The 14,691-nt window shown below is 39.7% G+C and carries 11 protein-coding genes; 10 read left to right on the top strand and 1 reads right to left on the bottom strand.

The window, feature by feature from the left end; genetic code table 11:
• Positions 1 to 59: 59 nt before the first annotated feature.
• From EP58_RS03485 to EP58_RS03475, 3 genes are all read left to right on the top strand, one after another.
• Positions 60 to 4,379, top strand: a complete 4,320-nt coding sequence (locus EP58_RS03485) for an LPXTG cell wall anchor domain-containing protein (protein ID WP_036090143.1) — start codon at positions 60 to 62, stop codon at positions 4,377 to 4,379.
• Between the two features lie 131 nt (positions 4,380 to 4,510).
• The gene (gene tmk, locus EP58_RS03480) at positions 4,511 to 5,137 is read left to right on the top strand and encodes a dTMP kinase (protein WP_036090140.1); all 627 of its coding nucleotides are present in this window, start codon (positions 4,511 to 4,513) and stop codon (positions 5,135 to 5,137) included.
• A 112-nt stretch (positions 5,138 to 5,249) separates the two neighbouring features.
• The gene (locus EP58_RS03475) at positions 5,250 to 5,579 is read left to right on the top strand and encodes a cyclic-di-AMP receptor (RefSeq protein WP_036074151.1); all 330 of its coding nucleotides are present in this window, start codon (positions 5,250 to 5,252) and stop codon (positions 5,577 to 5,579) included.
• 61 nt (positions 5,580 to 5,640) lie between these two features.
• Here the strand turns inward: EP58_RS03475 and EP58_RS03470 are convergent, their stop codons facing one another.
• The gene (locus EP58_RS03470) at positions 5,641 to 7,104 is read right to left on the bottom strand and encodes an AcpB/EbpR/MafR family transcriptional regulator (RefSeq protein WP_036090136.1); all 1,464 of its coding nucleotides are present in this window, start codon (positions 7,102 to 7,104) and stop codon (positions 5,641 to 5,643) included.
• 467 nt (positions 7,105 to 7,571) lie between these two features.
• Between EP58_RS03470 and EP58_RS03465 the strand changes: the two genes are divergently transcribed.
• The 7 genes from EP58_RS03465 to EP58_RS03435 all read left to right on the top strand — a co-directional run.
• The gene (locus tag EP58_RS03465) at positions 7,572 to 8,234 is read left to right on the top strand and encodes a Crp/Fnr family transcriptional regulator (RefSeq protein WP_036090133.1); all 663 of its coding nucleotides are present in this window, start codon (positions 7,572 to 7,574) and stop codon (positions 8,232 to 8,234) included.
• 136 nt (positions 8,235 to 8,370) lie between these two features.
• A complete protein-coding gene (locus EP58_RS03460; protein WP_036090129.1) occupies positions 8,371 to 11,121 on the top strand; it encodes a toxin Cry1Ac domain D-VI-related protein in 2,751 nt (916 codons plus the stop codon).
• Positions 11,122 to 11,202: 81 nt separating this feature from the next.
• Positions 11,203 to 11,679, top strand: a complete 477-nt coding sequence (locus EP58_RS03455) for a DUF4352 domain-containing protein (RefSeq protein ID WP_036090127.1) — start codon at positions 11,203 to 11,205, stop codon at positions 11,677 to 11,679.
• Positions 11,680 to 12,396 carry a YveK family protein gene (locus EP58_RS03450; RefSeq protein ID WP_036090124.1) on the top strand — a complete coding sequence of 239 codons (717 nt, stop codon included), beginning with the start codon at positions 11,680 to 11,682 and terminating at the stop codon, positions 12,394 to 12,396.
• The gene (locus tag EP58_RS03445) at positions 12,365 to 13,033 is read left to right on the top strand and encodes a CpsD/CapB family tyrosine-protein kinase (RefSeq protein WP_036090121.1); all 669 of its coding nucleotides are present in this window, start codon (positions 12,365 to 12,367) and stop codon (positions 13,031 to 13,033) included. Before EP58_RS03450 ends, EP58_RS03445 begins: the two co-directional genes overlap by 32 nt.
• Positions 13,034 to 13,055: 22 nt before the next feature.
• Positions 13,056 to 14,147: a UDP-N-acetylglucosamine 4,6-dehydratase family protein gene (locus tag EP58_RS03440; protein WP_052164920.1), complete on the top strand. Its 1,092-nt coding sequence runs from the start codon at positions 13,056 to 13,058 to the stop codon at positions 14,145 to 14,147.
• A 2-nt stretch (positions 14,148 to 14,149) separates the two neighbouring features.
• Positions 14,150 to 14,691 (top strand): nucleotide sugar dehydrogenase (locus EP58_RS03435; RefSeq protein WP_036090118.1); only part of this gene is annotated, 542 nt, incomplete at its 3' end.

Genomic DNA, 14,691 nt, shown 5'->3' with positions numbered 1-14,691 from the left:
GGATCCTATTTCCAGAGTGAAATAGCCTAAAGAATTCAAAGAAAAGAGGAAACAATAACATGAATAAAGTCGCAGTCCCGGTCATCATTTTTTGCCTTGGGATGAGCTCATTAGTACCGTCCAACCAAGCCTTAGCAATCGAAAATACGAGTACCACTATTGGAACTACAGCAGTTACTAGTGGCAAACTTATCGATAGCCCTTACTCCATCAAAGTACCAACACAAAAAGATCCACTACTCTACATTCCAAATCAATATTCTTTTTTTCCGAGATTTACATCGGATACAAAGATATCCTACGTAGTTAGTGGTACAGCAAGAACACTACCAGCAAGCGATGTTGTTTTTCAACCGAACACAATCACGCCAGGAGCAGAAGACACTTATTTGGAAGCCTCAAAAGTTGGTATTTACAACTCGAGATGGGTCGATCTTCGTCTTATCCCATTGGAACTAACATCACCAATCACAGTAGGTCATGCAGCGAGCACTTTCCTAAGATTCACGAATACAGGCACAACCTCAGATCCTATCGTAAAAATTCAATACCTAGACCACGAAACGAAACAGCCTGTTGATGTATCTGGTTTTTTCACTTATACGGATATTGATAACGCAGAGAGCCTGAAAATTTTTAAAGAAAGCAATATGCAAAATATTTACGTTATGGAAAAAAGTACTTTGTTATACAGCGATGACGGAACATCTACTTCTATAACGTCTGGTGGTGTTGCAAGCGATGAATTTGTCAAAGAAAGTTGGGGTTCCTTTATATATGGACCAACTGACCATCTTATTATGGCACCGCGAGCAGCTGGAACGTCTGTCATTGGTTACATCGGTAAATCTCTCGTACCCATCGATTTTCCAAAACCGCAGTTCATAGCAGATGAAGCTACATCAAATGTGGAAGATAATCAAGTAGAATACACGACAATCCAAGAAGTACCATATCGCGACACAGATGATATTGAGAGTAAGCTAGTTATGAAAACATCACTCGAAGACATTCTGGACATTCAAGATGTTAAAATCACAGATATCTCAGGCAAGGACGCATCATCGTTATTCACCATGGCTATCGATAAAAACACGAATACGGTGACAGCAACAGCTACTTCGACGGCGCTGAAAAACGCAAATCTATACTCTAATAGCTACATGTTAAAAGTAACCGCTAATCTAAAAGCAGGCGCCGACTACGATTCCTATTTAAAAAATAAACACTTAGAAATCCCAGCAGTATCAGCAACCGAGTTAGCAGCAAAAACACTAACAAGCGATAGTGCGATTGCCAAAATTCGAATTTTCGATGCACCCGTTTTAACCGCAAGTAACCTTCACGCAACAGCGGGTTCTATATCGGCAGACATCGATTGGATGAGCACTGTGTCCGCGATAGATGAAGTCGATGGTGATGTTTCAGACAAGGTTACCGTCGACTACAGCGCAGTAAATTTCAAAAAAGAAGGCGACTATCCGGTCACATACACAATCACAAACAGTAAAAACAAAACCGCAACGAAAACCGTTACAATGACTATCACAGCTGACGATCCAGTCATCGAGGCAACAGACCTTGATATCATCGCAGGCACAGACGAAAACGCAGTCTCATGGTACACAGGCGCTAGCGCAACAGACAAGGTAGATGGCGATTTAAGTAGCCAACTTGTCGCGGATTATAGCCAAGTTAATTTTAACAAAGAAGGCAACTATCCGGTTATTTACAGCGTCAAAAATAGTAATAATAAAGCCTTGACGAAAACCGTGACAGCGCGCGTAACAGCGAATCTGCCAGTCATCACAGCACAAGACATCAACATCATCGCAGGAACCGCAGCGACAGACGTTCCGTGGTACCAAAACACATCCGCGACAGACAAAGTAGACGGAGATATCAGCGCGAATTTGACAGTTGATTACAGCAAGGTGAACTTCAAAAAAGAAGGTCAATACCCAGTCACCTATACAGTGGAAAACAGCAATAACAAGACAACAACGAAAACAATTCAAGTAACCGTAAGCGCTGATTTACCAGTACTTCAAGCCACAGGCCTACAACTCCTAGCTGGAACAAAAGCAGAAGACGTAGCGTGGTATCAAGACGTGACGGCAACGGACAAAGCGGACGGCGATCTAAGCACCGAAGTAACCGCCGATTACAGCGCCGTTAATTTCAAAAAAGAGGGCACATACCCAGTCGTGTACACCGTGACCAACAGCAATAACAAAACAACGGCAGTCACAGTTACCGTCACAATCACCGCAGATGCTCCGGCCTTGGGCGCCGCCAATCTAGACACATTAGCAGGCACAAAATCAAGCGATATCCTATGGTTCCAAGGCGTTTTTGCAACCGATAAAGCAGACGGCGATATTAGCAAAGACGTAAAAGTGGATTACAGCCAAGTCAATTTTAACAAAGAAGGCAGTTATCCAGTCGTGTACAGCGTAACAAACAGCAACAACAAAACAACAAGCAAAACAGTCAACATGAACGTTACCGCTGAGAATCCAGTCCTCCAAGCAACAAATCTAGCGACAATCGCCGGAACGAACCCCAATGAAATCTCGTGGTTCCAAAATGTTTCCGCAACCGATCGCGCGGATGGTGATATTAGCACGGACATCAAGGTAGATTACAGCGCAGTAAATTTCAAAAAAGAAGGCAGCTACCCAGTCGTTTACACAATCACAAACAGCAATAACAAAACGACAACAAAAACAATCAACATCACGGTTACCGCTGAAAAACCCGCTCTGCAAGCTAGCAACATAGACATTCTCGCAGGAACAAAAGCCGCAGACATCCCGTGGTTCCAAAGTGTAACAGCTCTCGATCGCGCAGACGGCGATATCAGCAAAGACGTAACGGTCGACTTTTCAAAAGTTCAATTTAAAAAAGAGGGTAATTACCCAGTTATTTACACCGTTACGAACAGCAATGAAAAAACCTCGACTAGCACTGTAAACCTGCAAGTCACAGCTAAAGAGCCCGTTTTAACAGCAACGGATCTCGACATTATCGCAGGAACTGATGCGCAAGATATCGCGTGGTATCAAGGCGTTTCCGCAGAAGATTTGGCAGACGGAGACATTAGCACCGATATTACCGTGAATTACGACGAAGTGAATTTCAAAAAAGAAGGCAATTATCCAGCGGCGTACAGCGTGACCAACAGCAATGGCAAAACAACAACCACGACAATCAACGTGCACGTAACCGCTGAGAATCCAGTCCTTCACGCCAGCGACCTAGCAATCATCGCCGGCACAAAAGAACAAGACATTACCTGGTTCCATAACGTTACCGCTGAAGACAAAGCAGACGGAAACATCAACGACCAAATCCAAATCGACTACAGTAGCGTGGATTTGAACAAAGAAGGCAATTACCCAGTCACATACACGGTCACAAACAGCAACAATAAAATAACAACGCAAACCGTGAACATCCAAGTAACCGCCGAAAATCCAGTCATCGAAGCGAGTAACATCAGTGTTTTAGCAGGGTCAACGAGTGAAGAATACCCATGGTTCCAAAATGTTACAGCAACTGATAAAGTAGACGGTGATATTTCGCAACACGTATCCGTCGATTACAGCCAAGTAGATTTCAACAAAGAAGGCAACTATCCAGTCAGTTATACTGTGACAAACAGCAACGACAAAGAAACAACCATCACAATCAACCTACAAGTCACTGCTGAAAATCCAGTCATCACGGCCGTAAACAAATCTATTTTAGCTGGTACAAAATCAGAAGAAATCAGCTGGTTCGATGACGTTTTTGCAACCGATAAAGTAGATGGCGATTTGAGTTCAGATGTGACGGTTGATTATGCGAACGTAGACTTCAACAAAGAAGGCACCTATCCAGTCCACTACACCGTGACCAATAGCAACGGCAAAACAACTGTAGAAACCGTCCAAATCGAAGTCACAGCCGAAATGGCAATTTTAAAAGCATCGAATCTAACCGTGATGCAAGGTGCGAGCGAAGATAGCGTTGCATGGCTAGAAAACGTAACCGCAGAAGATACCGTTGACGGTGATATCATCGATCAAGTCACCTACGACGCTAGCCAAGCAGACCTAACAAAAGCAGGCAATTACCCAGTCGTCTACAGCGTAACAAATAGCAATAACAAAACAACAAACACGACGGTAAACCTACAAGTCATCGCACCACAATTAGCACCAGCAAAGCCAACACAAACACAACCCGAAGTAAAGCAACCAGAACCAAAACAACCAATCATCAAAAAAGTACTACCAAAAACAGGCGACACATCTGCGCTTCTGTATGTACTTCTTGGTTCAGCTTTCATTCTATTCGGCACATTACTACAAAGACGACGCAAACAAGACTAGGCGCTAAATAAATAGAGGTAAGGAATCAGCAATTTCGATTTCTTACCTCTATTTTCATATAAATATAAGCGTTTTGCGCCAGTTCATGGTATGCTTAGAACTAATAAAACGAATAAGGATGGTAACAAAAAATGAACGGTATTTTTATCACGTTAGAAGGTCCAGATGGATCAGGAAAAACAACGGTCGGCGCGCGTTTAGCAGAGCGTTTAGAAGCAGCAGGAATCCAATTTATCAAAACGCGAGAACCCGGAGGTAGCAAGATTTCCGATGTCGTACGGGAAATTTTCCTGAACGATCTCGACAGCAGAATGGACGCCAAAACCGAAGCTTTGTTGATTGCCGGTGCGAGACGCCAACACGTCGTGGAACTTATCCGCCCAGCCCTCGCTGAAGGAAAATTAGTCCTGTGCGACCGCTTCATCGATAGTTCGCTTGCCTATCAAGGCGTTGGACGCGATATTGGGATCGACGAAGTTTTGAAAATCAATCAATTCGCCGTGGAGACGACCATGCCAGATGTGACATATTATTTAGACGTTCCTGCAGACGTTGGGTTGGCGCGAATCGCTGCAAACAAAGGCCGTGAAGTCAACCGCCTCGACATGGAAGATGTGACATTCCACAACAAAGTACAAACAGGCTATGAAACCGTGCGCGACATGTTCCCAGAACGGATTGAGATCATTGATGCCACAAGAACCATCGACGAAATCGTCACAGATATTTTTGAGAGAATCCGAGCAAGACTAGGCTAACATCACTTGTTACATAGCGAGATGAGCTCCGCCCGCCACGAGGTTTTATTAGTAAAGCTTTCGCCAAATTTCTGATATAATAAAGAAAAACATTGTAAGGGGATGGAAAATGATGAAACTTATTTTTGCGATTGTTCAAGATCAGGACAGCAACCGCCTATCCGACGCGTTAACGGATGCCAATTTCCGTGCCACTAAATTAGCATCAACAGGTGGCTTTCTAAAAGCAGGAAACACGACTTTTATTATTGGTGTGGAAGACAAGCAAGTCGATACCGCGCTTGAAATTATTAAAAATAACTGTAAAGCTCGCGAACAAATCATGAGCCCGGCAGCATCACTCGGCGTAACGGTAGACACCTATGTACCATACCCGATTGAAGTCCAAGTTGGTGGCGCGACAGTGTTTGTAATGCCAGTTGATCAGTTTCAGCAGTTTTAAGCTTAAAAAGCCCTAGATATGAGCCGTTAAAAGGTTCCTATCTAGGGCTTTTTTCTATGTCTCAAGTAGATTGCATCGCCAAAATCAGATGATAAATATTATCCCAATCTTTTGTTGTAGGATGCCGAGACGTGTTGTATGTTTGGCAATCGAAATCTTCCGATGTTTCTTTATAATTCTTCACAATTAAATCCACACCAAGACTGTTAGCAAATTCATTCGTAATATGTTTATTATAGCTAAATGTCACCTCTGTATTCCCACCCATAAAATTCTCCACAAACATGTGTAAGTAGTTCAAGTAAGCCGTTTTCCCATCAAATGAGAACAAGATATGCGGCATACTATTAACATCTTTATTCTTAGCATACAAAGTAAACATAGTTAAATTTACACACACATCTTCGGCATACTTAATTTTTTTGAAATCAGTTATTTCACTAGCAGAGATCGCATCCATCCATTTTTTAAACATCGGATAATGCATCGTCTTCACAAACTGATTCACCTCAAAAAAATTCTTTTGAAATAGAGGCGTCAGCTGCGTTAACAATAAGATATTCCTAATATAAAAAATAAAAATATAAAGCGTCGCATCACTTGGCCTTGGAAGATTTTCTTTGGTAAAAAAATCATTTACAAAAAGATTTAAATCTTGTGTTAAAAATGGATATAAACGCTCTTCAATTGGTCCTGCAACACCTTCTCTATACATATAATTATCTAAAATTAACATATCTAAAAAAATAATTTCATCAACTGGGATAGCCGATGTAGATGCAGCAGTCAATATTTCGTGAGCAAGTTTATCGATATATACATAGGTTAAGGAATGTTTTTGCTTTACTTTGACTTCATCAGGAATTTTAATATAATGCCCTTGCTCTATGCGCTTGTTTACAATCATAGTCCAGTAAAGAATGCTTCGATGTTGAAGAGATACACTAATATCCGTATTTTGTATAAAAAAATCATAATTAGCTTGGAAAATATCAAACAACTCTTGTCCGGGGCGATACTTTGGCGAAATATCGTTCGTACTATAGAAGAAATAGAAGTAAAAATAACGAATGTCTACTTCCTCACCTTCAATTTTAACTGGAGTAAGAGAAAGTTTCAGATTAAAGTCTTTTAGAATATTTTTAAGACTAGATAGGTATCGATATAAAGCAGATGAAGACAAAAATAAATCATCAGCCCACTCATCTATTGTTAGATAAATTTCTTCATATATACTTTGAACAATAACGAATAGTGGCGACTGTTCAGATATATCGAGTAGAAGATCATCAATTAATGCTGTATTCTCGATCTCGTAACCAACCGCTTTATGCTGAACAACAAATTCTTTATCGATATTTCCTATTTCAGCTATATCTCGTTCTAGTGTACGAACAGACACATCAAATTCTGTGGCTATTTCTTCCAATGAGATAGGGTACGGTGCTTCCAGGATTCTTTCAAGCAAATGGATTTGACGGCGTATTTTCTTATCGGCGATAATGCTCAGGCTGAAATTATTCATCAATAGCTCACTCCAATTATCATATTGTGGTGTCGGAAAAATCGACAAAATAAAATAGCGATCCAATAAATATTTCTATATAATTTAAGTATACCTAAAAGGATAGGTGGCGAACAAATAAAAAGTAAGATATTTAATAAAAGTCGAAGAAAAGTCATAATATGTACCTATAGGTGTTCAAATAGAGAATTATGAGCTTGTTAAAAGATGCGATAATAAACTTAGGAGGTTAAGCACTGAGTTTTGAAGGACTTATATCCACAGTGTTTTTATATTTGGTCGAAGATACCGTCAAAGTAAAATAGCGAACCATAAAATAAATATGTAATATATAAGTATAGCCAAATGGAAAAAGTGAAGCATTTAATGAAATTCGGAAAAAAGTCATAATATACACGCATAGATGTTCAAATAGAGAATTATGAGCTTGTTAAAAGATGCGATAATGATTCAGGGAGGTGAAGCACTTGAGTTTGAAGGATCTGTATTCACAGGATACCATAAAACGAGAATTTAATTCTAAGCGATTATATTCTCTATTAACAAATGATGATTTTTTTGAAATAAAGCAACAGACGCTGATGTTTAGTAAAAATGACAAAATACAGTTGCGTGATTATGGGAAATACTATGTATATTATATTTTGGAAGGGATAACTTGCATCAGCATAGAAGAACAAATTATTGACTTTAGAGGAACTGGTGAATTTGTGGGATTAGTGGATAGTACTTCTACCTATGGGAATGAATTTTATTTAAAGCCATTGATGGATGTAACGATTCAACGCTTCGAAAAAAGTGAAGTAATGGCTAAAATTATGAGTATACAAGATGGTTATTTGTACCATTATAACTGCATGCTAGACTGCTATGATAACTATACAAATAGAATTATGCTAAATGAAGAGACAGACGAGCGGCGTACGCTAACAACATTGACATACATTGGAGAAAATTTTGGTGTAAACAACGAAAATGTGCTTGTTATCCCTAGGGTTTTTACTAGAAAATTAATGGCTACGTATCTAGGTATTAGTAGAACTAAGCTGAGTGATATATTAGCAAAACTGAGGCGTGCAGGAGTAATATCAGTTGATAGAAGCAGGCAAATATTCGTCTATCAGCAATGAATTTATTGTTAACAGACGGATAATTAAAATCGGAATATTTTGTTTAATATACAATTTGAGGGGGCGATGAAAATGTAGTCTCAACTAGAACTTACTAATAAGCCAAGGATTTAAAAAATAGGAGGAAATAATAAAAATGAAAAATGTATTAAGAAAACCAATTGCAATAGCATTAACGACACTTGTATTAACAGGACAAACAGGAATTTCATCTATTGCCACATTCGCAGCGGAGGAAGCTAATACTAATGGAACTCAAGAAATTCAGGGGCGTGCAGGAGTAACGGTCAACGTTGGAACTGCAACAGAGCTTAGGAATGCAATGCTGAATGCTGATGTTACCGATATTTATATAACAGCGGATATTACGTTACCTGTAGCAAGTATTCAAGGGAAAGGTAGTAAATATATTTATGGACAAGGTCACACAGTAGATTTTGCAAATGGAAATATTTATGGGGATTATAACAGTGTCAATACAGCACAAGACTTAACAATCCGCAACGCAGGAACGTATGGTGGCTTCTTTGGTGGAACAGGCTACAGCGAAAACACATATAAAGATGTTCATTTCACAGGTGCCACACAAATCATGTTCAATGCAGGATATGCCAAATTAACGTTGGAAGGCGATATTACTGTAGATAGCACTGTATCTGAGGCGATTTATGCTTCTAATGTAACGGTTAAATCAGGAGCAGATGTTAAAATTTCTAGTACCAAATCTGCTATTTATATCGAGCAGAATAAGATTGGTAATCCTGCGTCAGCCTTTACAACAGAGGCAGGTTCAAACTTACTAGTTCAAAGTAAGACAGGACATGCATTCTTTAGTACAAGATACGCCGTTGCAGCAGTCACACTTGGAGGTGTAGCAAACTTTATCTCAGATGCAGCATATGCTTACTATGATGAAGCTGCTTACTACAGTCAAGCAACGAGTAAAGCATTAGATTTACTTCCAGAAAGCGAGACTTTAATCTTAGCTAAACCAGGTAATAGCAATACGGCATTTTATGGTGACTTAAACATTCGTGATAATGCAGATATAACAATTCAAGCACACTCAATAACACAAGCGGCGGCTATTTTTTCCAATAAAGGATTAGTTGCAGCACCAGGCGCTAATTTCCGAATTGTCTCTGCTTCTGGAAATGCTATAGGCGGAAAAGTTGCAAGTAAAGTTGTATTGCAACCAACAATTGGATTATCAACTTGGAATTTAACAACACAATCTGGTTCAAAGCCAACAAACGAATACCAATTCTCTAAAGCAGAGTTTTCACTAGCGGGTTTTGCACCAGCAGCGATTAGTGTAACGAATTTAACTTCTGACAGTGCAGCGTTTAATAATAGCTTTAACCCTAATACAGTAAGAGAAATTGCTTATGGCTCATATTCTACTCTAGCTGATAAGGAAAAAGAACTTCTAGCCGCAGCAGAAGCAAGCGTGAAAGATCTATTCAACAATGGTGATGTAGAAGGAACAATCAAAGATACAACAGATCAAGCAACAATCGACAAGGCCCAAGAATCGATTAACAAAGTAACAGACCCAGCGAAAAAAGCAGACTTACAAAAAAATCTAGATGAAGCACAAAAACAACTAAATGATCGCAATAATGCAGCAGCAGAAAAAGTACGCCAAGAAGCAGCAGAAGCAAACGTGAAAGATCTATTCAACGATGGTAACGTAGACGGAACAATCAAAGACACAACAAACCAAGAAGCGATCGACAAAGCACAAGAAGCAGTCAACAAAGTAACAGACCCAACGAAAAAAGCAGAACTACAAAAAGACCTAGATGAAGCGAAAAAACAACTAGAAGCTAAAAACGAAGCGTCAGCGGCAGAAAAAGCACGCCAAGAAGCAGCAGAAGCAAGTGTGAAAGATCTATTCAACAATGGTAACGTAGACGGAACAATCAAAGACACAACAAACCAAGAAGCAATCGACAAAGCACAAGAAGCAATCAACAAAGTAACAGACCCAATGAAAAAAGCAGAACTACAAAAAGATCTAGATGAAGCGAAAAAACAACTAGAAGCGAAAAATGCTGTTATAGTACGACCTACAGTAAATTCTGTTACCAATAAAGACACAGCAGTTACTGGTAATGGTACGCCAGGATATACAGTAGTAGTTAAAATTGGAACAGAAACGTATACAGGTGTAGTTGGCACAGATGGCAAATACTCTGTCAACATTCCAGCACAAAAAGCAGATACAACCATCATAGTTGAACAAAAGAACGCTGGAAAAACGGGACCATCTGTTACCGTGAAAGTAGGAAACTACATTCCTGCAACAGCCCCGATTGTAGATGGAGTAGCACCATTCCAACAAGCGATTACAGGTAAAGCGCCAGCGGGTACAGTATCTGTACGTCTAATAGTAAATGGTGTACCACAACGTTTAGTAGCACCAGATGCTGATGGTAACTTCTCATTCTATAGTCGATTTGTTACTGATGGTAACGTATCGAATTTACGCCTGAAACAAGGTGATATTGTAACAGTCGATTACGGGATTAGAACACCAGCTAATTTAGCTACATCTGTAACTGTTAGTCAAGCCGCTAAACCAATTATTGACACAATCAAAGCAGAGTCCGATTATGTCACTGGCTTAGTACCAACAGGAACGCAAGTATTACGCTTATCCATCAATGGCGTACCACAACGTACTGTAACACCACAAGCAAATATTGATACAGTTACAGCTGGTGGTATCGGTTCTAATGGTAGATTCAAAATTTACAGCCGTTTCTTCACAGATGAAAAAGGCCAATCTCGTAAATTGAAAGCTGGCGATACAGTCACAGTCGATCTTGGGGCGCAAATTCCAGGAGACACCGGAACAACAGTAACAGTTGTCGCTAAATAATTAGATTTTTGAACTCTTAACTGGCAGACGCCAGTTAAGGGTTTCCCTTTCATAAATACTGACATGGAGGTTACAAACAGAATGAGAAAAGCAACGATTATTGCCATTTTTACCGTTATAACTTTCACACTGAGTGCTTGCATAAATACGGTAACCGACTCAAAAGATAACACACCGAAGTCTGAAAAAACAGTTGGAAAACGAAGTATGACACAAAAAGTGGATGGCGTCACAATTGCAATCATAGAAACCGCCAAACTGGAGAAAGCAAAGAAAACAGATGATACCATTATTAAAATACACTTTAAAGGAAAAAATAACAGCGCTGACCCACAACCTTTAGATTCTATGTTACTAACCATCAAAAATAGCGATGGAAAGGTACTTGAAATGTATCCATCAACAAGTTTAGGCAAAACATTGGCACCAGGTGAAGAAGCAGAAGGCGATGCATTCTTTGTCCTAAAAGGCGTCGCACCACTAACGGTTATTTACCAAAACCCCGATACAAAATCAAAAGCAACATGGGCGATAAAAAAGATTAAGGATGCGAGTTAAATGGAAAGAACTCTGGATATCCATCATATCGGCCACTTCTTAAGGAAATATTGGTACATCGTTGCCGTTACTTGCTTGGCAGGTATGATAGCGATGACCCTTTATACCTCTTACTTTATTACACCGACGTACCAAGTGTCTACAGATGTTCTCGTAAATCAACAAAAAGAAGAACAAGTGACAGCCTCCGATGTACAATCAAATCAGCAGTTTGTTAATACGTATTCTGTTGTCCTAACCAGCAATCGTATTTTGGATCAAGTGAAATATAACTTAGAATTACCACAATCAGTCAAGCAACTAAAACAACAAATTACCGTTGAAAATGTAAACAATTCACAAGTCATTACGATTAAAGTAACCGATGATGATCCCGAAGAGGCAGCACTCATCGCTAATGAAGTGACGACTGTATTTCAAAAAGATATTAAGAATATCGTAGATCAACAAAACGTGACCATCCTATCAGATGCGAAAGCCGAGGACAACAAGACACCGGTCGCTCCAAACAAAAAGTCAGCCCTAGCAATAGGTGCATTCGCAGGTTTAGTGATGGGAATCTTATTATCCTTCTTACTCCAACTTCTCAATACAACCATCAAATCTGAAAAGGACATCGAAGCAATAACAGATATTCCAATTATGGGTTCGATTCAAAATGAACGGAAGAAGAAGGTGAAGCAACGTGCAAAAAGAGCGCTCAAAGCTACTGATTAAGCATCAAAGAGGTTCCAAAATCGCCGAACAATTTCGGATGATTCGAACGAACATTGAATTCATTAGTAAAAAAAGGTCATTAAAAACAATCATGGTGACATCTACAAAACCCCAAGAAGGCAAGTCCACCATCATTGCGAATCTAGCAGATGTCATGGGTCGACAAGATTTAAAAGTATTGATTATTGATGCAGATTTACGATTACCATCCCAACACTATATTTTAGGTGCGGACAATTCGGTAGGGTTAACCGACGTGTTAGAAGAAAGGGTCTCCCTCGAAGCTGTTATTCAAAACACGAGACTAGTAAATGTTGATATCATTCCGGCAGGTCAAAGTCCACATAACCCATCTGAACTCCTTTCTAAACCAGCGTTAGCAAAAGTATTCGAGACTGTCAAAAAACAGTATGACTATATTTTAGTAGACGCACCACCAGTCATCGTTGCCGATACAACGATTGTAGCACAAGAAATCGATGGCATCATTATGATTGCCGAAGAGAATAAAACACCAAAACAAAAATTTCATAAAGCATTAACTATATTAAAAAGTACACATACACCAATTTTAGGAATCATTTTGAATAAAACAAAGCAAGATAGGAGTAACAAGTATTACTATTATAATAAATAAGTTGGAAAAGGAGACTTTTTACTTGAAGAAACAAACGAGCGTACCACAGAGTGATGTTTTTGCCGAGGCACTTTTACAACGCAGGATAAGAACTACATTTTCCGAAGATATTCATACACAAATACATCTGAAAAAAGTGCTTATCACAGGTGCTGGTGGGTCCATTGGATCAGAAATTTGTCGGCAAGTTTATGCGTTACATCCAGCTGAAATAATTTTAGTTGGTCATGGTGAAAACAGCATTTACATGATTCAACATGAGCTGATGAACCTGACTAATCAAGCAATCAAAATTACAGCTGAAATCCAAGAAATTCAAGACAAAAAAGGAATTCGTCGATTGATGGAAAAAATCCAACCAGATTTCGTATTCCATGCAGCGGCGCACAAACACGTTCCGCTTATGCAAAACAATCCACATTCCGCAGTTGCAAACAATATTATCGGTACTAAAAATGTTGCCGAAGTTGCCGGTGAAGTTGGCGTCGAAACCTTCGTCCTTGTTTCTACGGATAAAGCTGTTGAACCACAAAATGTCATGGGGGCAAGCAAGCGGATTGCAGAAATGATTGTCGCCCATTTAAACCATAAATATGAAACTAATTATACGACTGTCCGATTCGGTAATGTACTTGCAAGTCGTGGCAGTGTTGTCCCGCTGTTCTTGAAACAAATTGACCAAGGTGGGCCGCTCACATTAACCGATTCTGAGATGACACGTTACTTCATGACGATTGAAGAGGCAGCAAGTCTGGTTGTAAAAGCAGGAACGATGACAACCGGTGGCGATATTTTTGTTCTCAACATGGGAGATGCCGTTAAAATCAAAGATATTGCCAAGCGACTAATCACGATGTCTGGAAAACAAAATATAGCGATTCAATATACAGGAATTCGCGACGGTGAAAAGCTTCATGAAGGCTTGCTTGAAGTCGATGAACGCATTCAGATGGAAGAAACGGAAGAAATGTTTATCGGTAAAGCCATTGTAGCCCCAGAATGCCAGATTGATTATCTACTCATAAATTATGAAATGCTGTCAAAAGAAGCATTGACAGTAGAACTTTTAAAAATAACCAATCGAAATGAAGTTCAGATTCCAATGGAGGTCTAATTATGTATTATGAAACAATGCAAGAAAAAATAAATACGAAAAATGGTACGGTCGGGGTCATTGGACTTGGTTACGTCGGGTTACCCTTGGCAATTGAATTTGCTGAAGCGGGATATAATGTCATCGGTTTTGATATCCATGCGGGCAAGGTAAATCAGCTTATGCAAGGCGATTCCTATATTATCGACATCACAAATCAAAAACTGGCAACTGTTGTTCAAAGCGCTCATTTTACGCCAACGACTGATTTTTCAAAGTTAAGTGAGGTGGACGCGGTTTGTATCTGTGTTCCAACACCGCTTACGAAGTCGCAAGAACCGGACATGTCCTACATTATTGCAGCAGTTACTGAAATTAAACGATATATGAAACCAGGTATGCTGATTACGCTGGAAAGCACGACGTATCCAGGTACGACAGAGGAACTTATCCAAGCAGAAATTGAAGCACTGGGCTATCGCGTTGGGGAAGACTTTTTCCTTTGCTTCTCACCAGAACGCGTCGATCCAGGGAATAAAACATTCCAAACGAAAAACACGCCGAA

Source organism: Paenilisteria newyorkensis, from assembly GCF_000766145.1.
In the GTDB taxonomy this organism is placed as follows: Bacteria; Bacillota; Bacilli; order Lactobacillales; family Listeriaceae; genus Listeria_A; species Listeria_A newyorkensis.
This window is presented reverse-complemented; position numbering and strand designations above follow the sequence as displayed.

What these genes read in the sequence shown, in the direction of transcription:
- EP58_RS03485 (WP_036090143.1), top strand. Translation starts at nt 60, where the DNA reads ATGAATAAAGTCGCAGTCCCGGTCATCATTTTTTGCCTTGGGATGAGC.
- tmk (WP_036090140.1), top strand. Translation starts at nt 4,511, where the DNA reads ATGAACGGTATTTTTATCACGTTAGAAGGTCCAGATGGATCAGGAAAA.
- EP58_RS03475 (WP_036074151.1), top strand. Translation starts at nt 5,250, where the DNA reads ATGAAACTTATTTTTGCGATTGTTCAAGATCAGGACAGCAACCGCCTA.
- EP58_RS03470 (WP_036090136.1), bottom strand. Translation starts at nt 7,104, where the DNA reads ATGAATAATTTCAGCCTGAGCATTATCGCCGATAAGAAAATACGCCGT.
- EP58_RS03460 (WP_036090129.1), top strand. Translation starts at nt 8,371, where the DNA reads ATGAAAAATGTATTAAGAAAACCAATTGCAATAGCATTAACGACACTT.
- EP58_RS03455 (WP_036090127.1), top strand. Translation starts at nt 11,203, where the DNA reads ATGAGAAAAGCAACGATTATTGCCATTTTTACCGTTATAACTTTCACA.
- EP58_RS03450 (WP_036090124.1), top strand. Translation starts at nt 11,680, where the DNA reads ATGGAAAGAACTCTGGATATCCATCATATCGGCCACTTCTTAAGGAAA.